Here is a 19,553-nt window from a genome sequence, read left to right on the forward strand (position 1 = left end):
AACGTTAAGACCATTTTACTTTATTTAATACCCTTTGGGGTAAATATTACTTAGTCATGATTAAAAAAATTTTCACCACCCTTATCGGTCTGTTCATCGGGCTGGCTCTGTTTGCTGTCGGTCTGCTGGCCATCGCCGTTTTGACAACCTATCCCAAACTTCCTTCATTAGATGCCGTGCAAAACTACCAGCCGAGAATGCCTTTGATGATTTACTCTTCAGACGGCAAGCTGATCGGCTCTTATGGTGAGGAACGGCGCGCCTTTACCGAAATCAAAGACTTCCCCCAAGTGTTGAAAAACGCGGTTATTGCCGCGGAAGACAAACGCTTCTACGACCACTGGGGCGTAGACGTTATCGGCGTCGGCCGCGCCATCATTGGCAACCTCACTTCCGGCGGCGTACAGTCCGGCGCCAGCACGATTACCCAGCAGGTAGCGCGCAACTTCTACCTCACCAACGAAAGAACGCTGACAAGGAAATTCAACGAAGCCCTGCTGGCCTACAAAATCGAACAATCCTTAACCAAAGACCAGATTTTGGAACTGTACTTCAACCAAATCTATCTCGGGCAGCGTGCCTACGGTTTTGCAGCCGCTTCGCAAGTCTATTTCAACAAACCGGTTCAGGAGCTGACTTTGGCGGAAGCCTCCATGCTGGCCGGCCTGCCCAAATTCCCCTCGGCTGCCAATCCCTTGGTCAACCCCAAACGTGCCAAACAGCGTCAGGAATACATCCTGAACAACATGGTCGAACTGGGCATGATCACACCCGAGCAAAAAAACGCCGCGTTCAACGAAGAACTCCATTACGAGCGCCATGTCCAAGACATCGACCAAACATCCTTATATGTTGCCGAAATGGCGCGCCAGGAGCTTTATGAAAAATACGGTGAAGACGCCTACACGCAGGGTTTCAAGGTTTACACCACCGTCGACACCGACAGCCAGCGCGTCGCCACCAACGCCCTGCGCAAAACCCTGCGCGGATTCGACCGCGGCAGCGCCTACCGCGGTGCGGAAGGCTATCTGGAATTAAGCAAAGACACCGACGAAGACACCGAAGAAATTGTCGGCAAATATCTGTCCACCATGCATGCGGTAGACGGATTGGAACCGGCCGTCGTCATCACCGCGTCGAAAAACAAAGGCATCACCGCCCAAATCACCACAGGCGAACGCATCCAGCTGACGCCCGCACAAATGGGCGGCGCGCGCAATGCCGTTCTCAACGCCAAACTCGAAGAAACGCAAATCCGTCCGGGCGCCGTCATCCGCGTACAAAAAGTCAAAGGCAGCGGCTGGCGCATCGCACAAGAGCCCGCACTGCAAGGCGCACTCGTCGCACTGGATGCCCGCACCGGCGCCGTCCGCGCACTGGTCGGCGGCTACAACTTCCACAGCAAAAACTTCAACCGTGCCACCCAGGCCATGCGCCAGCCCGGCTCATCATTCAAACCCTTCGTCTATTCCGCGGGGCTGTCCAAAGGCATGACCGCCGCCACCCTGATTAACGACGACCCCATCTCCATCCCCGGCGCGGGACGCGGCGGACGTCCGTGGACACCGAAAAATTCAGACGGCCGCTACGACGGCCCCATCACCCTGCGCCACGCGCTGACCCGCTCGAAAAACATGGTCTCCATCCGCATCCTGATGGCTACCGGCGTCAACTACACCCAGCAGTACATCCAAAAATTCGGCTTCAAACCCAACAACCACCCGGCCAACCTCTCCATGGCACTGGGCGCAGGATCGAGCACACCTCTGCAAATGGCCGAAGGCTACGCCGTATTTGCCAACGGCGGCTACAAAGTGTCCGCCTACGTCATCGACAAAATCTACGACTCGCAAGATCATCTGAAAGCGCAGATGCAGCCCCTCGTCGCCGGAGAAAACGCACCGCAGGTCATCGACCCGCGCAACGCCTACATCATGTACAAAATGATGCAGGACGTCGTCAAATACGGCACGGCACGCGGCGCGCTCGCCCTCGGCCGCTCCGACATTGCCGGCAAAACCGGCACCACCAACGACAACAAAGACGCCTGGTTCGTCGGCTTCAACCCCGACATCGTCACCGCCGTCTACATCGGTTTCGACAAACCGCGCAGCATGGGACGCGCCGGCTATGGCGGCACCATCGCCCTGCCCGTCTGGGTCGAATACATGCGCCACGCCCTCAAAGGCAAACCGAGCACAGGCATGAAAGTACCCGGCGGCATGGTTCTGCGCGGCGGCGAATACTTCTATAAAGAGCGCCAAACCACCGACCCCTCGCTGCGCATCGACAACAGCAGCAGCCGCTCCGACTCCGACGGCACCATCGGCAAACCCGCCGACACCGACAGCGGCGCGGCAGCCGAGCGCGAACTCAGGCCGACCAACGTCAACCAAGACGAACAGGAAATCAAGCCGAGCAACCGCCGCCCCGTCAACAACACCGACTTGGACGACCTCTTCTAAAACAGCCGCCAATCCAACGGCAAAACGGCAGCCCGCAAAGCTGCCGTTTCCTGTTTTCAGACGGCCGCACCCCACAGACCGTCTGAAAACACAAAGGCCGTCTGAAACACCGCCCCCGAACCGCCTAATAAAAGAAATAAAAAGCGTCTTAACCGCCGCCATGCGTTTTTTAGCATAAAAATAGCGTAAACTACGCGCCTTTCGGGACAGCCGTCCCAGCAGAAACACCATCCGATTTGAGGAAACACCAATGGCCACAGGTCAAACCATCACCCTCCCCGTCCCCAGCGGACACGGCAGCCTGGAACAATACATCCACACCGTCAACAGCATCCCCATGCTCACCCCCGAAGAAGAACACAACCTCGCCGAACGCAAAATAAGCGGCGACGTCGAAGCCGCCAAACAACTCATCCTGTCCCACCTGCGCGTCGTCGTCTCCATCGCCCGCGGCTACGACGGCTACGGCCTCAACCAGGCCGACCTCATCCAAGAAGGCAACATCGGCCTGATGAAAGCCGTCAAACGCTACGAACCCGACCGCGGCGCCCGCCTCTTCTCCTTTGCCGTCCACTGGATCAAAGCCGAAATCCACGAATTTATCTTAAGAAACTGGCGGCTCGTGCGCGTCGCCACCACCAAACCCCAGCGCAAACTCTTCTTCAACCTGCGCTCCATGCGCAAATCCCTGTCCGCCCTGTCGCCGAAAGAAGCCCAGGCCATCGCCGACGACCTCGGCGTCAAACTGTCCGAAGTCATGGAAATGGAACAGCGCATGACCGGCAAAGACGTCGCCCTCCTCGCCGACAACAGCGACGACGAAGACAGCTTCGCCCCCATCGACTGGCTGGCCGACCACGAAACCGAGCCCACCCGCCAAATCGAACAAAAAGCCCACTACGCCCTGCAAACCGAAGGCCTGCAAAACGCCCTCGCCAAACTCGACGACCGCAGCAGACGCATCGTCGAAACCCGCTGGCTGCAAGACGACGGCGGCCTCACCCTCCACCAGCTTGCCGCCGAATACGGCGTCTCCGCCGAGCGCATCCGCCAAATCGAAGCCAAAGCCATGCAGAAACTGCGCGGCTTTCTCGCCGAAGAAGCCGAACAATAATCCGCCAAAGGCCGTCTGAAACCACAAAACCCCGTCCCAACATCCCTCTTTCTCAGACTGCCTCAAACCGGCAAACACACAACAAAAGGCCGTCTGAAAAACAAGCGCCACCCGTTTCAGACGGCCTTTTGCACAGCGCGCCGTACTTACGCTACAATCCGCGCGTTTTTTTCCAACCACCTACAAAGGCTTTCACTATGCTGACAGGCAGCTTGGTCGCACTGGTCACCCCCATGCGCGAAGACGGCAGCGTCGATCTCCCCCAACTCGAAAAACTGATCGACTGGCACATCGCTAACGGCACCGACGCCCTCGTCATCGCCGGCACCACCGGCGAATCCGCCACCCTATCCATCCCCGAACAAACCCTCGTCATCGAAACAGCCGTCAAACACGCCGCCAAACGCATCCCCATCGTCGCCGGCACAGGCGCCAACAACACCATCGAAGCCGTCGAACTCTCCCAAGCCGCCAAAAAAGCAGGCGCCGACGCCACACTCTCCGTCGTCCCCTACTACAACAAACCCTCGCAGGAAGGCATCTACCGCCACTTCAAAACCATCGCCGAAACCGTAGACATCCCCATGATCATCTACAACGTACCCGGCCGCACCGTCGTCAACATGAACAACGACACCATCCTGCGCCTGGCACAAATCCCCAACATCACCGGCGTCAAAGAAGCCAGCGGCGCCCTTGCCCGCGAAATCGACCTCATCAACCGCGCCCCCGAAGGCTTCGCCGTCTACTCCGGCGACGACCCCACTGCCCTGCCCTTCCTGCTCTGCGGCGGCCACGGCGTCATCACCGTCGCCGCCAACGTCGCCCCCAAACTCTTCGCCGACATGTGCCGCGCCGCCCTCACCGGCAACATCGCAGAAGCACGCCGCCTGAACGAACAACTCATCCCCGTTTACGACGTCATGTTCTGCGAACCCAGCCCCGCCGCACCCAAATGGGCAGCCGCGCAACTGGGCGTCTGCACCGAACACGTCCGCCTGCCCATCATCCCCCTCACACCCGACGGCCAAAACAAAGTGCGCGCCGCACTGCAAACCGCCGGACTGATTTGATTTCATCCCACACGGAGTCTGTATGAATCCCATCAAACCCGCCGCACTCGCCATCGCCCTCATCGGCCTCTCAGCCTGCTCGGGCAGCAAAAAAGAACAACCCAAACTCGACTACCAGTCGGAAAACCGCAAAATCGTCAGCCTCGAAGTCCCGCCCGACCTGAACAACCCCAACCAGGGCAACCTCTACCAACTGCCCGCCGGAGTCGGCGCAGTACGCGCCAGCGACTTCAACCGCAACAACGCCGCCAAACAAACCGCCGCCGGACAAACCGTCCTCGGCAGCGTCAAAGGCGTCAAAATGGAACGCGACGGCAGCCAGCGCTGGCTCACCGTCTCCGGCAAACAGCCCGCCGAACTCTGGCCGCTGCTCAAAGCCTTTTGGCAGGAAAGCGGCTTTACCATCGCCTCCGAAGAACCCTCCATCGGCCAAATGGAAACCGACTGGGCGGAAAACCGCGCCAAACTCGCCGGCGGCGGCCTGCGCAGCATCCTCGAAAAAATTGGTCTCGGCGGCATCTACTCCACCAGCGAACGCGACAAATTCATCATCCGCGTCGAAAAAGGCCGCAACGGCGCCACCGACATCTTCTTTGCCCACAAAGGCATGAGCGAAACCTACGCCGACCGCAAAAAAGAAACCACCATGTGGCAGCCCCGCGCCAACGACCCCAACCTCGAAGCCGCCTTCCTCGCCCGCTTCATGCAATACCTCGGCGCCGACGAGCAGCAAATCCAAAACCAGCTCCAACAAACCGCCGACAGCGGCAGCGCGGCCGGTCTTGCCAAACTCGAAAACGGCAGCCTCCTTCTGTCGGGCGACTATCAGCGCAACTGGCGCCGCACCGCCCTCGCCCTCGACCGCATCGGCCTGACCGTTATCGGCCAAAACACCGAAAAACACGCCTTCCTCGTGCAGCCCGCACAAAACGAAAGCACCTCGGTCAGCACGAAAAAACCCGGCCTCATCGGCCGCCTGTTCGGCAAAAAAGCCCCCGAAGCCCAACAGCTTCCCGAACTGATCGTCTTCGTCGAACCCACGGCCAACGGCGCGCGCCTGCAAATCCTCAACAAAGACGGCAGCCGCTACACAGGATCGGAAGCCTCCACCTGGCTCGCCCGCCTGCACACCGAACTGCGCTGACTGCGTATCCGCAAAAGGTCGTCTGAAAACCCCGGAAAGGGCTTTTCAGACGGCCTTTTTTATCTGCAAACCTTTGCCAAACCCCTCCGAGGCCGTCTGAAAACAAACGCCGCCGTCATTCCCGCGCAGACGGGAATCTTTTCGGCGTGCGGAAACGTTCGGACAACAAAATACTGCTTTGCCCCGCGCCAAGATTGCCGCCTGCACGGGAATGACGGCAGTCGGGCGGTTTTTTGAAAGCGGCAAAGACGCAAACCGCACTTTCAGACTGCCAACCTGTTTGAAGCCGTCTGAAAACACGCAGCGGCAAGGTTCGTCCTGCCAATGCTCCGTTGTTCCGCTTGGTTTGTTCGGGGAACAGAGGGGCGGGCAGAAGCAGGCTTTCAAACGGCCTCTGGCAGCTTGAAGCCGCTTGCCGATATCGTCTGAAACCTGTTCCCCATCCCGCCCTGCGGGGTTGTACCAGGGGTTTGTGCCGCAACGGCAACTTTTGCAGGGCTTCGGCACAGAGCAGTTCTGCGGACTGCCGCCCCTCCCTATCCCTCCCTCGCGCGAGCCGTACGGCGGGCGCAGGAGGGGGAGTGAAATGCGGCGGCGGAATAAAGAGGCCGTCTGAATGTTTCAGACGGCCTCTTGCCGTTTGTCCGAAAGGTGCTCAAAACTGTTTGGACACATCCAGGAAAACGCGGCTCTCGTGGCGGCGGTAGTAGAAATGGTTGCTGGCCAGATACGACCAAGTCCAGTTCAGACGCGGGGTGAAGCCTTTCCACGACAGCTTCTTATGTCCGGCCGAAACACGGACGGAATATTCCGTGTCGCGGCGGCGGATGTTGAAGAAATCTTCGGCGCGGTAGAGGCTGCGGCGGATGCTGCCGTTGAGCGAAGTCGCCAAACCTTCGCCGCCCGACCAGTGGCGCGTCCAGCCCGCGCGCAGGCTGCCGTGGCGGTAGGCTTCCGAGGGGTCGCGGGCGTTTTCGCGCCCCGCGCCCGCGCCGAAAACGAAATACTGCTGCGGCGAGCTTTGGTACACCAGCGACAGCGCGCCGCCGTGGCTTGCGCCGTCGAGATGGTCGCGCTCCCCATGCTGCTTGTAGCCCGTCTGCCAGCTGGTGAACAGCATGGTCTTCGCCGACAGATTGTGCGAATGGCGCAGCACGCCGCCTGCGGTGTGCGAATAGGCCTGTGTGCCGTACCAGCGTTTTTCGGCAAACGGCATCAGCGAGGTTTCGCCGCTGCCGCTGCGGTATACCGGCCCGGCTTCGATGCGGGCGTTCAAATCGTCGTAATCGTGCGCGTCCCAATAGAATTTGCCGTAAACGGACGCCTGCACCCGCGCCGCCCAGTGCTTTTTCAGCGGCACGGTTTTGCCGGCCGAGGCTTCGTAGCCCAAGCCGTGCGCGGCGCGCGCTTCGGGAAAACGCCACGGGCCGTATTCGCGCTCTTTCGGCGCGCGGCCGACATTGCGCTCGGCGATGTAGTAGGCGTTGGCGTCAAACTGCCAGGCGCGTTCGCGTTTGAGATAGGCGGAAAAACTGTCGAGATAGGCGGCGGTATCGGGCGGCAAATCGGGCACCGCCTTCACTTTCGCCACTTCGGCGGCAGCTTCGCGCGTTTGGCCGCTTTGCGACAGGGTCAGCGCCAGTTGCAGGCGCACGGGGGCGTAACCGGGGTTTTGCGCGAGAATGGCGCGCAGCTTTTCCTCGGCGCGGGCATATTGGCCGTCTTCGCGCAGCAGGAAGGATTCGGCGTAGGCTTCGAGCACCGCGTCGCGCCGTTTTTCATCCAAACGGCGGTAGAGCGGCAGCAGGAAGCGGATGTTGCCGGTCTGCTGGCGCGCCACGGCGGTGTCGAGGGCGTTTTGCAGCAAATCGGGCTGCGCCACCAGATCGTCTTCGCTCATGGAGACTGCTTCGTCCCCGCCTTCGCTTTCGGGAACGGGCGGGCGAGTTTCGTGCTGCATCTGGCGGATTTGGCTGCGGTTGGGATCGGGGTTGTCGTCGTGGGGGACGGACAGGGGGTCGGCGGCGGCCGCGCAGGCGGCGGCGCAGAGTATCAGGATGGGATAGCGCATGGCGGTAAAGAGGCCGTCCCCGCCTGTGCGGGGATGGCGTTTCTGAAAAAAGGGGAAAAGCCCGTCCGGCCGGTATGGCGGACGGGCTGAGGCTTGGTAAGGCGGACGGGCTTACTGTTTTTTCGCGCCGAAGGAGCCGACTATGCCAAGATAGTTTCCATTATTCTCGCCATAATCAGTTTGTCCTTTAAAAATGCCGCCCAACTCGGCCGCCTTCGGACCGTAGAAATTGCCCTGCATTTCCACTGCGCCTTTTGTGCCGCTAAACGAGTTGCCGCTGATTTTTCCGGATAAAGCCACATAAGCCTTGGAGGGTGCCACATCAGATGCGTCATAAATCTTTCCGTCAATGGTTTTTTTGCCGAAATCAACATTAAATAAAGACGCATTAAGATACCCTGCGAGAGCAGTTTCGGTATGCACATAACCTTTATAGGTGGCCTTGCCGGATACAGGCATATCATTGGCAGCCGTCAGCTTGCCGTAAGCAAACTCATACGATTTTTCCTCAGCTCCACTTGGCGTGAAAACTGTGGCCGTACCGAAACGGACATAGCTCAAGTTGCTTCCGCTAACTTCGATACTGCCATTTTTATCAATAACTTTCAGGAATTTACCGGCAGTGATTCCCGGACGGACAACGGTAATCTTATGCTTACCGATAGTGATGACGGAGTCTTTGTCGCCGCTGATGCTGGTTTTTGTTGCCGAGTTAGTGTGTGCAGATATACCGGTAGTATCGTAGGCATTGCCGCCTTGTGCCGATGCGGCAGGTTTTGACGGTGTAGTGGGCTTGGAAGGATTGGTGGGTTTCGACGGAGTAGTCGGTTTGGAAGGAGTAGTCGGTTTCGACGGATTGGAAGGATTCGAGGGATTCGACGGTTTGGACTGGTTGCCGCCTTGGTTGTTGTTCTGATTGCCGTTTTGGTTGGCGTTGGGCGTGGAATTTACGTTCGGCAGGTCGTCCCCCCCCCCCCGCTGCCGCAGGCGGCAAGGCCGAGGATAACGGCGGAAGCAAGTGCAGTCAGTTTCAATGTTTTCATAATGCAGATTCCTTAAAAAATTCAGGTTAACTATTGTAAAAACATGTCTTTCGACACGGCGGCATTGTAATGGAAAATATATTTTCTGTCGGCAATTTTATCGGGATTGCCCAAGAAAAGGCCGTCTGAAAACGAAGCTGCAACGAAGTTAAAACCACAGTATGTTTTCAGACGGCCTTTTGCTGCCGACACCAATATGCGGCGCGTTCGGGCGGCCTATTTGATGCCGTAGGATTTCAGCAGCGCGGCGGTGTCGGGGTTGCGGCCGCGGAAGGCGCGGTACATATCGGCGACTTTGCGCGAGCCGCCCTGACCCAAGAAGGTGTCGAGGAAATGCTGCCCCGCTTGGCGGCTGAGTACGCCGTGTTCTTCAAAATAGGCGTAGCCGTCGGCGGCCAATACTTCCGCCCACAGATAGCTGTAATAGCCTGCCGCGTAGCCGCCGCTGAAGATGTGGCCGAACGATTGGGCGCGGTGTACCCAGTCAGGTTCGGGCAGCGGCGAGCCTTGTTGCAGCTCGCGGCGGATTTTGTCCACCAAGCCCGCTTGGCCGCGATATTCGTGATACAGACGGAAATCGCTGAGGGCAAATTCGAGCTGGCGGTTGAGCTGGCGGGCGGCAAGGTAGCGTTTGGCGGCAATCAGGCCGTCGATGAGCTTGGGCGGCAGGGGTTCGCCGGTTTGGTAGTGGCCGGAAGCCAGCGGCAATACTTCTTTGTTCCATACCCAGTTTTCCAGCATCTGGCTGGGAAATTCCACCGCGTCCCACGGTACGCCGTTGATGCCGGATACGGCGGCGACGTTGATTTGGGTGAGCATTTGGTGCAGGCCGTGGCCGAATTCGTGGAACAGGGTTACGGCTTCGTCGTGCAAAAGCAGGTTGTTGCCGTCGGCCGATTTGCCGAAGTTGCACACGATAAACGACACGGGTTTTTGCTCTGTGCCGTCGGAAAGGCGGCAGCGGCTGAGCCAGCCTTTTTGCCACGCGCCGCCGCGTTTGCCTTCGCGGGCGAAAATGTCGGTGTAAAACGATGCGGCGTGGCGGCCGGCCTCGTCGTAAATTTCAAAAAAGCGCACGTCGGGATGCCACACCGACACGTCTTTTTTCTCGCGCACGCTGATGCCGTAAAGGCGGTTTGCCACGGCAAACAGGCCGGACAAGACTTTTTCCAGCGGGAAATACGGCCGCAGGCTTTCTTTATCCACGGCATAGCGCTCGGTTTTTTGTTTTTCGGCGTAATAGGCGGTGTCCCACACTTCGAGCTTGTCGAGGCCGTCTGAAGCGCGCGCGTATTCTTGTAGCTCTTCGGTTTCTTTAAACCATTGCGCCCTGCTGCGCGTTTTCAAATCGTTGAGAAAACCCAATACCTGCTGCGGGCTTTCGGCCATGCGCGTGGAGAGCGCGTATTCGGCGTAGTTGCGGTAGCCCAAGAGTTTGGCCTGTTGCAGGCGTAGCTTCAAAATTTCTTCGATAACGGGTGTGTTGTCCCATTTGCCGCGCAGCGCGGCGCGGTTGGCGTAGGCGCGGTAGAGTTCGGCGCGCAGCTTGCGGTTGCGGCAGTAGGTCATGATGGCGGAGTACGAAGGGTAATCCAGCGTAAAACGGTAGCCCTTTTTGCCCTTGCTTTTGGCCGATTCGGCGGCAGCGGCCAATGCGTTTTCAGGCAGGCCGTCCAAATCCGCCTTGTCGGCGACGGTTTTTTCCCAATGCTTTACCGCGTCCACCAAATTATTGTCAAACTTGGTGCGCAATTCGCTCAAACGGCGGCTGATGTCGGCAAACTGCTTTTTCTTGGCCGCAGGCAGCGCCACGCCCGAGAGCTTGAAATCACGCAGCGCCAATTCCACCGCCGCCTTTTGCGCTTGCGAAAAATCCGCAAACGCCGCGCTGTGTTTCAGCTTTTCAAACGCGCGGTACAGCCCCGTATGCTGGCCGTACCAAGCCCAATATTCGCTACTTTTGGCCTCGGCCGTTTCAAACGCGCGGCGCAGGCCGTCGGAGCCGTTCATGCTCACCAGATGCTCGGCGATGCCCCAGGCGTATTCCAAATCGGCCGTGATGTCTTCCAGCGGCAGGTAAAAGTTTTCCCAAGTGATGTCGGGCAGGCAGCTTAAAGTTTCCACCGCCTCACGGTGTTTTTTCAGCAGAAAATCCACCGCAGGATTGATGTGTTCGGGCTTGACGGCGGCAAAGTCGGGCAGACGGCCGAATGTTAAGAGTGGATTGTTTTTCAGATGCTCCGGCAAGGGCAGCGGCAAAGGCTGCGCGGCGGCAGACAGGGGCAGCGGCAGGGCAAACGCAGCGGCAAGGGCTGCGCCCGTTTGCAGAAAACGGCGGCGGTGAAGTTGCATGGATTTTCCTTTTTGGTTTGTGGAATACGGTATAATTTAACGTGTCTTTACGAAATCGGCAAGACAGCCGCGCATTTTGCATTCCGAAGCGGAAACCGCATAATACCCGCGCCCGTTTGCAGGCGTGCGTACATCAGGCCGTCTGAAAAAACGTTTGCCCTTTTCAGACGGCCTTTTTAAACGGCCTCCGACAAAGGATAAACCATGTCCCCTGCCCCGCGCCCGAATCTGCCGCTTTGGTGGCGGCTGCTGCAATTTGTGCTGTTTTTTCCTTTGCTGTGGGCAATCGCCCACAGCTTGTCCGAGCTGCCCGGCGAGCATTACGCGGCGGGCGACGCGCCGCACCAAAGTTTCCGCTTCGCCACATCCGACGGCCAAGGCGGCTGCCGCGCCGAGCCTTTGGGCGCGAAATCCGAGCCCTGCACCCTGCCGCCCGCGCCGTCGGCCAATCCGCTCTGCCGCGACTGGCCGGAGCGGGAATTGAGGCTGTGTACCTTTGCCGACGGCGTTTACCAAATGGATGTCAGCGGCGGCGGCTGGACGATGACCACCCGCTACCGCCTCGAAAACGGCCGTGTCGTGCCGCTGTATTTCAAGCTGTTCACCTTCCTCCACGCGGGTGCGGCCTTCGTTCTTGTCTTCGCCGTATACGCAGTTGCCGATTTTCTGTTTCGCCGCCGTCTGCGTCGGGCGTCCGAGGCTTAGCAATACAAAAAGGCCGTCTGAAAACCTCGAATCGGGGTTTTCAGACGGCCTTTTTACAGGTCGGAGTTATGCCTGCTGCGCGTACTGTTTTAACAATTCGCGGAAGGCCGCGCCCGTTTCGGGGTGTTTGAGGCCGTAGGCGAGGGTGGCTTCGAGGTAGCCGAGTTTGCTGCCGCAGTCGTAGCGTTTGCCGTCGAAGGCGTGAGCAAGGACGAATTCGTGATCGAGCAGGCGGGCGATGCCGTCGGTGAGCTGGATTTCGCCGCCCGCACCGCGCGGCAGGTTGGTGAGCAGGTCGAAAATGCGCGGGGTGAGGATGTAGCGGCCGACCACGGCGAGATTGGACGGCGCTTCTGCGGGCTTGGGTTTTTCGACGATGTTGGTGATGCGTTGGAAATTTTTCAGTTTTTCCGTTTCGACGATGCCGTAGGAGCCGGTTTGCGCGGGGTCGACGGTTTCCACGCCCAAGACGCTGTTGCCGCTTTGCTTGTAGATGTCGACCATTTGTTTCAACGCGCCTTGCGGGGCATCAATCAGGTCGTCGGCGAGGATAACGGCAAAGGGTTCGTCGCCGACGGCGGCGCGGGCGCACAAGACGGCGTGACCCAGGCCGAGTGCTTCGGCCTGGCGGATGTAGAGGCAGGTGATATCGGGCGGCAGGATGTCGCGCACGTGTTCGAGCAGCTTGTCTTTGTGGCGCATTGCCAGCTCGGTTTCGAGTTCGTAGGCTTTGTCGAAATGGTCTTCGATGCTGCGTTTGTTGCGGCCGGTGACGAACACCATTTCGGTGCAGCCCGCGTCAATCGCTTCTTCGACGGCGTATTGGATCAGGGGCTTGTCGACGATGGGCAGCATTTCTTTCGGGCTGGCCTTGGTGGCGGGCAGGAAACGGGTGCCCAAACCGGCAACGGGGAATATGGCTTTTTTAATCGGCTTGGTGCTCATTGGTCTCTTTCATATTTTCCATACGGAGGCCGTCTGAAAACAGGTTTTCAGACGGCCTCCATTGTTGTCAGGCTTTACCCAGCATGGCCAGCAGCGCGGCTTCGTCCAATACGGCCACGCCCAGCGCGTTGGCTTTTTCCAGCTTGCTGCCTGCGGCTTCGCCGGCGACAACGTAATCGGTTTTTTTTGACACACTGCCGGAGACTTTGCCGCCTGCGGCTTCAATCATGGCTTGGGCTTGGTCGCGCTTGAGCGTGGGCAGGGTGCCGGTGAGGACAAAGGTTTTGCCTGCTACGGACTCGTTGAGGCCGTCTGAAACGCCGTTTCCGCCGCCTGCGGAGTTTTCAGACGGCCTGTCGGCCAGCTCGGTTAAAAATGCGACGGTATGGCGCAACAGGGCGGCGTTTTGCGGCACGCTGCGCCATGCCTGCCAGTCGGCACTTAGGGCTTGGTCGGTAAACAGCGCGTCGGCGTTTTTGCCCGCGAGTTCCCACAGGGCTTGGGCTTTGGTTTCGCTGATTTTGAAACCGGGCAAACGGGCGAGCCAGCGTTGCGGCTCGGCGTAGTCGGCCGCGCGCAGGCTGACGGCCTGCGCTTTGGGCGACACGCCTGCGGCCAGCAGCTCGTCTATCATCGCCTGCTGCGCCTCTTGGGCGAAAAAGTGGGCAACGGAGCGGGCGACGACTTCGCCGATGTCGGGCAGGCAGGCGAGTACAGGCTCGGGGGCGCGGCGCACGGTGTCGAGCGTGCCGAAAGCCTGAGCGAGGGTTTTGGCGGTGCGCTCGCCGACGTGGCGGATGCCGAGGGCAAACAGGAAACGGGCGAGGTCGGGCGTTTTGCTGGCTTCGATGCCTGAAAGGATGTTTTCCGCCCACTTGGTCGGCTGTTTTTTGCTTTTGGTTGTAACGGGCATGAGGCCGTCCCGAGAACGGGAGGCTTCGCATTCTGAATCGGTTTCGCCGCTTTCAGACGGCCTTTCGCCTTGTTCAGCGGCCTCTTTCATTTTTTGCAGCGTCGGTACGTCGAGGCGGTAGAGGTCGGCAAAGTGGCGCACGAGGTTTTGCGCCACCAGCTGCTCGATTTGTTTCTGCCCCAGACCGTCGATGTCCATCGCTTTGCGCGAGGCAAAATGAATCAAACCCTGTGCCCTTTGCGCACTGCACAGCATGCCGCCGCTGCAACGCGCCACGGCTTCGCCCTCTTCGCGCTCGACGGGACTTTGGCAGATGGGGCATTGCGCGGGCAGGCGGTAGGGCGGGTAAAGCGGCGTGCCGTTTTCAGAATGCGAAGCCTCCCGCTCTCGGGACGGCACTCCGCCGAACAAATCGGCTTGGCCGTCTGAAACCGTTGGCGCGGCCTGCATCGGGCGGCGCTCGAAAATCACGCGCACCACTTCGGGAATCACGTCGCCCGCGCGGCGCACCACCACGGTGTCGCCCACGCGCACGTCTTTGCGCGACACTTCGTCTTGGTTGTGCAGCGTGGCGTTGGTTACGGTAACGCCGCCGACAAACACAGGCTGCAAACGGGCAACGGGCGTTACCGCGCCTGTGCGGCCGATTTGCACGTCGATGGCTTCGACGATGGTAAGTGCTTCTTCGGCCGGGAATTTGTGGGCAATCGCCCAACGCGGCGCGCGCGAGATGAAGCCCAGTTCGCGCTGCTGCGCTAGGCTGTTGACCTTCACGACCATGCCGTCGATTTCGTAGGGCAGGGCGGGGCGTTTTTGCTGCATTTGTTCGTAAAAGTTTAAAACTTCGGCGATGCTGTCGAAACAGCCGTAGTTGCCTTCGGGCAGGCTGAAGCCGAGTTCGCCGCAGTACGCCAGTTCCTGAATGTGCGCTTCACAGGATACGCCGCCTTGCTGTCGCGCGATGCTGTAAGGGAAAAAATGCAGCTTGCGTTGCGCCGTGATGCGCGAATCGAGCTGGCGCAGGCTGCCGGCCGCCGCGTTGCGCGGATTGGCGAAGGGCTTTTGGCCGCTTTCTTCCTGACGGCGGTTGAGCGCGGCAAAATCGGCTTTGAGCATCAAGACTTCGCCACGGATTTCAATCAGCGCGGGCGTGTTTTCGCCGTGCAGCCGCAGCGGGATATTGGATACGGTTTTCACGTTTTGCGTTACGTCTTCGCCTGTTGCGCCGTCGCCGCGCGTGGCTGCCTGCACCAATACGCCGTCGCGGTAGAGCAGGCTGATGGCGAGGCCGTCGAACTTGGGTTCGATGACATATTGCGGATTGGCGCCGCCCAAGCCGCCGCGCACGCGCTCGTCAAACGCCAGCATTTCGGCATGGTCGAACGCGCCTTGTTCGTTTTGCGGCGAAAAGGCGTTGGTGAGCGAAAGCATGGGGACTTCGTGGCGCACTTCGTCAAAGCCCGATAAAGGCGCGCCGCCGACACGCTGGGTGGGGCTGTCGGGCAGTTTCAACTCGGGATGCGCCGCTTCGAGGGCTTCGAGTTGGCGGAACAGGCGGTCGTATTCGGCATCGGGCACGCTGGGCGCGTCAAGCGTGTAGTATTCATAGCCGTAGCGGTTGATGAGGTCGGTTAATTCGCGGATTTTTTGTGCGGTGTCGTTCATGGCGTGATGGGATGGGGGTTTCAGACGGCCGTCTGAAAGCGCGGTTTCACAATGATTGGGGAAAGGTGTTTTTTACGGGCTGTTCAAAGGCCGTCTGAAAACTTTTCAGACGGCCTTTTGCGTTCAGACGGCCTGCGGCGGCGTTTACGAAAACAGGCGCTGCGCCAACTCGCCGCCGGGTTCGATGCCGACTTTCAGCATTTCGTCCTGACGCGCGACAACGTAGCGGCCGACGTCTTTGAGCCATTCCATCGACAGCTCTTCCAGTTTGTCGTTCACCAAATCCAAGCCCAGTTCGCTGGAAAAACGCACGGTCAGATCCATGAAGCGGTCGAAGTTTTTGCTGCCTGCGGGCACGTTGGGAATGTCGAACAGGATGCTGAAGCCTTTGTAGGGCTGCGAGGCCAAAAGGGCGGCGGTGAAGGCGCTACCGTCCATGGTAACGATGCTGAACAGCGTGCGGCCGTCGCCACCGTCGAGATGGAAGGCGCCGTCGTGGCCGAGTGCAAAGCCTGCGCGCTCCACGGCGGCACGCAGTTCGCTGCCGCTGACGGAAGTGCGCGAAATCAGGTGCATGGCGATGGTTTGGTCGACGCGCTCGCACAATTCGTCGAGCGGGCGGGCGGTTTCGAGGAAGGCGGGGATGTCCATCAGTTTCATGCCGGCATCAAGCTTGGCGGCAAATTCGTCCACCTGGCGGCCGAAATCTTCCAACTCCTGCGTGGTGGCCAGCCCCTTGCGCGAGATGGCCTGCATGGCGACGATAAAGCCCTGGTAGTAGACATTGGGCACGGGTTCGACTTCCTGCCACAGGCCGTCCATGGTGCAGCCGGCGATGCGGAAGCGGTGGCGGCCGGAGAAGCGCGGCAGGGTGCGGAATTCCTGCGGCTCGCGCAGGGCGATGTAGGCCATGTAGTCGAAGCGCGGCTCGAACCAGGGCAATTCCTGTTTGACCATATCGTCCAAGTCCATCAGCAGGCGGCCTTTACGGGCGGCTTTTTCCTGCGCGTGTTCGGGGCTGCCGACGGTGGCGAAGACGTAGGCGTTTTCGGCCGCGCCTTCTTCTTGCAGGACGGATTCGCCATCTTCGGCTTCGGGTTTGCGGTCGGAGAGAATCTGCGCCATGACTTTGGCGGCTTTTTCGCGGGCGAGACGGCGTTCGCGTTCGAGTTTTTCGGCAAAGGAGAGCGGGCGGCGCTCTTCTTCACTTTCTCCTTCTCCGTCTTCTTCGTTTTCCGCCACGGCATCGGCGTTTTCAGACAGCCTCCGCGCTTCGTCGAACAGGTCGGCGGCATTCGCTTTGATCTGCGGCGCGGCAGGTTTTTCAGACAGCTGCGGCGGCGTTTCGGCGGCGGGCGTTTCGATTTGGGAAACGTCGGCTTCGCGCACGACCACCAGCGGCTTGCCCTGTCTGCCCTGCCCGTCTTGTCGGAAGTCTGCCGCGCCGTGCGTTTTGCCGTCGCGCACCGACTGGGTGTGGCTTTCCATCAGGGCGTCTTTGTCGGAGCTGCCGAACTGCTCGCGCATACGGCGGCGGTATTGGTTTTCCTGATACATGTTGTAGGCGATCACGCCTAGGATAATCAGCAGGCCGAACGCCGCCGCAATCCAGATTTTTCCGTCCATACGTTTGTCTGCATGTTGTGAATCAAACGGCGGCGATTATAACGGAAAACCGCTATCTTCATCACTTTTGGCCGCCGCCCGGTTTCAGACGGCCGTCTGAAAGCCCCATGCGGCCACGGCGTCCCAATCGAAAAAACGGCCGGGGTCGCTTTTGCGTCCGGGGGCGATGTGCTCGTGGCCGGTCACGGATTCAATCGGATACTGCGCGCAAAGGGCGGCCAGCAGGCGGCGCAGGCTTTGATATTGCGCGTCGGCAAACGGCTCGAAGTCGCAGCCTTCTATTTCGATGCCGACGGAAAACAGGTTGCATTTTTCCCGCCCGCGAAACGACGACACGCCCGCGTGATAGGCCGTGTCGTCGCAGGAAACAAACTGCACCGTCTCGCCCGTACGCGCGATAAAAAAATGGCTGGACACGCGCAAGTCTTTAATGACGCTGAAAAACGGGTGTTCCGCCGCGTCGATTCGGTTGGCAAACAGCTTTTCCACCGCGCCCGTGCCGTATTCGAAAGGCGGCAGGGAAATATTGTGTATCACCGCCAGCGTGACGCGCTCTCCTGCGGGGCGCGGTTCGCAGTTAGGCGAAAATGCCTGCCGCGCGCCCTGCCAGCGGCCTTGGTTCCATTCGTTCATCGTTTTGCTCCAATGTTCGTGCAGGCCGTCTGAAAAAGCATCGGACGGCCTGCACGCGGAAGATTGGTTTTCAGACGGCCTCACATCAGCCAGCCGTCGGGCGTAACCGGACGATTGTCGAACAGGCGCACGATGCCGACGACAACGCGGAAGAGATACCACAGCGAAGCCAGCCAGAGTATCGGTATGCCGATCAGGATAACGGCCAGCACGCCGCCGACGGCAAATCCCAGCAGCGTGCCCCAAAACGTGCGGATCAGAAAACGGATATGGTCGGCGTAAAACGTACCCGCCATATCGTCGCCTTTGACATAGGCGATGATAACGCCGATCAGCGCCGCCATGCCGCCGGTGAACACCGCCGCCGCATACAGACCGTAAATCACATACATATAGTTGCGCCGCCGCTCCTCCGCCGCATCGGGCACGCCGTCCTGCCGCGTTTCCACGCACACGGGTTCGACATCAATCACATCATCGCGCGCATTGCCGTTTTGTCTGTCCATTGCCGCTCCTTCACCGCACAAAATGTCAAAAGCCGCACTTTACCCGCGCCGCGCCGCCGAAGCAAACAGGCCGTCTGAAATTGCCCGCCGCAGCCGTTGCCTTTATACTGCCGCCCTTTGTTTTTCGCCTATCCCGTTATGAAAAAAGTGTTTTATACGGTTTTCGCCGCCCTCGCCCTGGCAACCGTCGCCTTTGCCGCCCTGCTGTTCGCGCCGAAAACCCGCCCCGAACCCTACCGCCTCAAAATCGGCAGCGGGCAAGGCATCTTTGCCGTCGGCAGCCGCCTCGAAGCCGACGGCGTTATCTACAGCCGCCACGTTCTCACCGCCGCCGCCTACCTCACCGGCACCCACAACACACTGCGCGGCGGCAGCTACAAACTGCCGCAAAACGCCTCCGCCTGGCAGATTTTGCAAAAACTCAAACGCGGCGACACCGACACCGTCACCATACGCATCATCGAAGGCACGCGTTTCGCGCAAATGCGCAAAATCATCGACAACACCGCCGACCTGCAACACGACACCGCAGGCTGGAGCGACGAGCGCCTGCTCAAAGAAATCGACCCCGAAGCCCCCGCCGCGCACGCCGAAGGCCTGTTCGCCCCCGACACCTACGAAACTGACACCGGAGGCAGCGACCTGCAAATCTACCGCCTGGCCTACCGCACCATGCAGAACAACCTCGCCGCCGCCTGGGACGAGCGCCAAAGCGGCCTGCCCTACAAAACCCCCTACGAGCTGCTCACCATGGCCAGCATCATCGAAAAGGAAACCGCCCACCCCGACGACCGCCGCCACGTCGCCGCCGTCTTCGTCAACCGCCTCAACGACGGCATGCGCCTGCAAACCGACCCCGCCGTTATCTACGGCATGGGCGACGCCTACGCCGGCCGCATCCGCAAAGCCGATTTGCAGCGCGACACCCCCTACAACACCTACACCCGATCCGGCCTCACCCCCACCCCCATCGCCCTGCCCGGCAAAGCCGCCCTCGAAGCCGCCGCCCACCCCTCGGCGGAAAAATACCTCTATTTCGTCTCCAAAATGGACAAAAGCGGCAAAAGCCAGTTCAGCCACACCCTCGACGAACACAACGCCGCCGTACGCCGCTACATCCTGAAACAAAAATAGACTTTCAGACGGCCTTCCTGTTTACAGAAGCCGTTTGCAAACGGTGAGGCCGTCTGAAAACGTGAGGCCGTCTGAAAACGTGAGGCCGTCTGAAAACGTGAGGCCGTCTGAAAACGTGAGGCCGTCTGAAAACGTGAGGCCGTCTGAAAACGTGAGGCCGTCTG

Annotated in this window: 15 protein-coding genes and 1 pseudogene; 6 read left to right on the plus strand and 10 right to left on the minus strand. The window is 59.6% G+C overall.

From position 1 onward, the window contains the following. Window positions 1-56: 56 nt before the first annotated feature. The 4 genes from ACLD9W_RS05840 to bamC all read left to right on the plus strand — a co-directional run bounded on the left by ACLD9W_RS05840 (window position 57) and on the right by bamC (window position 5,796). Complete coding sequence (locus ACLD9W_RS05840) at window positions 57-2,465, plus strand: penicillin-binding protein 1A (protein ID WP_410841141.1); 2,409 nt, start codon at window positions 57-59, stop codon at window positions 2,463-2,465. Window positions 2,466-2,715: 250 nt separating this feature from the next. Then, complete coding sequence (gene rpoH, locus ACLD9W_RS05845) at window positions 2,716-3,579, plus strand: RNA polymerase sigma factor RpoH (protein ID WP_410841142.1); 864 nt, start codon at window positions 2,716-2,718, stop codon at window positions 3,577-3,579. A gap of 197 nt (window positions 3,580-3,776) precedes the next feature. Beyond that, entirely contained in the window at window positions 3,777-4,652 is an 876-nt protein-coding gene (dapA, locus tag ACLD9W_RS05850) for a 4-hydroxy-tetrahydrodipicolinate synthase (protein WP_410841143.1), read from the plus strand. A 22-nt stretch (window positions 4,653-4,674) separates the two neighbouring features. Then, window positions 4,675-5,796, plus strand: a complete 1,122-nt coding sequence (bamC, locus tag ACLD9W_RS05855) for an outer membrane protein assembly factor BamC (RefSeq protein WP_410841144.1) — start codon at window positions 4,675-4,677, stop codon at window positions 5,794-5,796. 655 nt (window positions 5,797-6,451) lie between these two features. Here the strand turns inward: bamC and ACLD9W_RS05860 are convergent. From ACLD9W_RS05860 to ACLD9W_RS05875, 4 genes are all read right to left on the minus strand, one after another. Continuing rightward, on the minus strand, window positions 6,452-7,867 hold the full coding sequence (locus tag ACLD9W_RS05860; RefSeq protein ID WP_410841145.1) for a surface lipoprotein assembly modifier: 1,416 nt from the start codon (window positions 7,865-7,867) through the stop codon (window positions 6,452-6,454). 111 nt (window positions 7,868-7,978) lie between these two features. Continuing rightward, on the minus strand, window positions 7,979-8,428 hold the full coding sequence (locus tag ACLD9W_RS05865) for a transferrin-binding protein-like solute binding protein (RefSeq protein WP_410841146.1): 450 nt from the start codon (window positions 8,426-8,428) through the stop codon (window positions 7,979-7,981). Between the two features lie 151 nt (window positions 8,429-8,579). Continuing rightward, complete coding sequence (locus ACLD9W_RS05870) at window positions 8,580-8,885, minus strand: hypothetical protein (protein ID WP_410841147.1); 306 nt, start codon at window positions 8,883-8,885, stop codon at window positions 8,580-8,582. A 241-nt stretch (window positions 8,886-9,126) separates the two neighbouring features. Continuing rightward, window positions 9,127-11,262 (minus strand): M3 family metallopeptidase, encoded by a 2,136-nt coding sequence (locus ACLD9W_RS05875; RefSeq protein WP_410841148.1) that lies wholly within the window; start codon window positions 11,260-11,262, stop codon window positions 9,127-9,129. 204 nt (window positions 11,263-11,466) lie between these two features. Here ACLD9W_RS05875 and ACLD9W_RS05880 point away from each other — a divergent pair, with 204 nt between their 5' ends. Next, window positions 11,467-11,967, plus strand: coding sequence for a hypothetical protein (locus tag ACLD9W_RS05880; protein WP_410841149.1), 501 nt, complete (start codon window positions 11,467-11,469; stop codon window positions 11,965-11,967). Window positions 11,968-12,033: 66 nt separating this feature from the next. Here the strand turns inward: ACLD9W_RS05880 and galU are convergent, their stop codons facing one another. The 6 genes and pseudogenes from galU to ACLD9W_RS05910 all read right to left on the minus strand — a co-directional run bounded on the left by galU (window position 12,034) and on the right by ACLD9W_RS05910 (window position 18,255). Next, window positions 12,034-12,912 carry a UTP--glucose-1-phosphate uridylyltransferase GalU gene (gene galU / locus ACLD9W_RS05885; protein WP_410841150.1) on the minus strand — a complete coding sequence of 293 codons (879 nt, stop codon included), beginning with the start codon at window positions 12,910-12,912 and terminating at the stop codon, window positions 12,034-12,036. 67 nt (window positions 12,913-12,979) lie between these two features. After that, window positions 12,980-13,327, minus strand: a complete 348-nt coding sequence (locus tag ACLD9W_RS05890) for a BRCT domain-containing protein (protein WP_410841154.1) — start codon at window positions 13,325-13,327, stop codon at window positions 12,980-12,982. Next, a pseudogene (ligA, locus tag ACLD9W_RS05895) lies at window positions 13,303-15,490 on the minus strand (NAD-dependent DNA ligase LigA); the annotation flags it as partial. The pseudogene ligA and the gene ACLD9W_RS05890, both read right to left, overlap by 25 nt. A 144-nt stretch (window positions 15,491-15,634) precedes the next feature. Continuing rightward, complete coding sequence (locus ACLD9W_RS05900) at window positions 15,635-17,116, minus strand: cell division protein ZipA C-terminal FtsZ-binding domain-containing protein (protein WP_410841151.1); 1,482 nt, start codon at window positions 17,114-17,116, stop codon at window positions 15,635-15,637. A gap of 84 nt (window positions 17,117-17,200) precedes the next feature. Continuing rightward, on the minus strand, window positions 17,201-17,749 hold the full coding sequence (ampD, locus tag ACLD9W_RS05905; protein ID WP_410841155.1) for a 1,6-anhydro-N-acetylmuramyl-L-alanine amidase AmpD: 549 nt from the start codon (window positions 17,747-17,749) through the stop codon (window positions 17,201-17,203). Between the two features lie 80 nt (window positions 17,750-17,829). Further along, entirely contained in the window at window positions 17,830-18,255 is a 426-nt protein-coding gene (locus ACLD9W_RS05910) for a DUF4870 family protein (protein ID WP_410841152.1), read from the minus strand. Window positions 18,256-18,393: 138 nt separating this feature from the next. Between ACLD9W_RS05910 and mltG the strand changes: the two genes are divergently transcribed. Then, window positions 18,394-19,389 carry an endolytic transglycosylase MltG gene (gene mltG, locus ACLD9W_RS05915; RefSeq protein ID WP_410841153.1) on the plus strand — a complete coding sequence of 332 codons (996 nt, stop codon included), beginning with the start codon at window positions 18,394-18,396 and terminating at the stop codon, window positions 19,387-19,389. Window positions 19,390-19,553 lie beyond the last annotated feature (164 nt).

The organism is Neisseria sp. WLZKY-1 (assembly GCF_046546535.1).
Classification (GTDB): Bacteria; Pseudomonadota; Gammaproteobacteria; order Burkholderiales; family Neisseriaceae; genus Neisseria.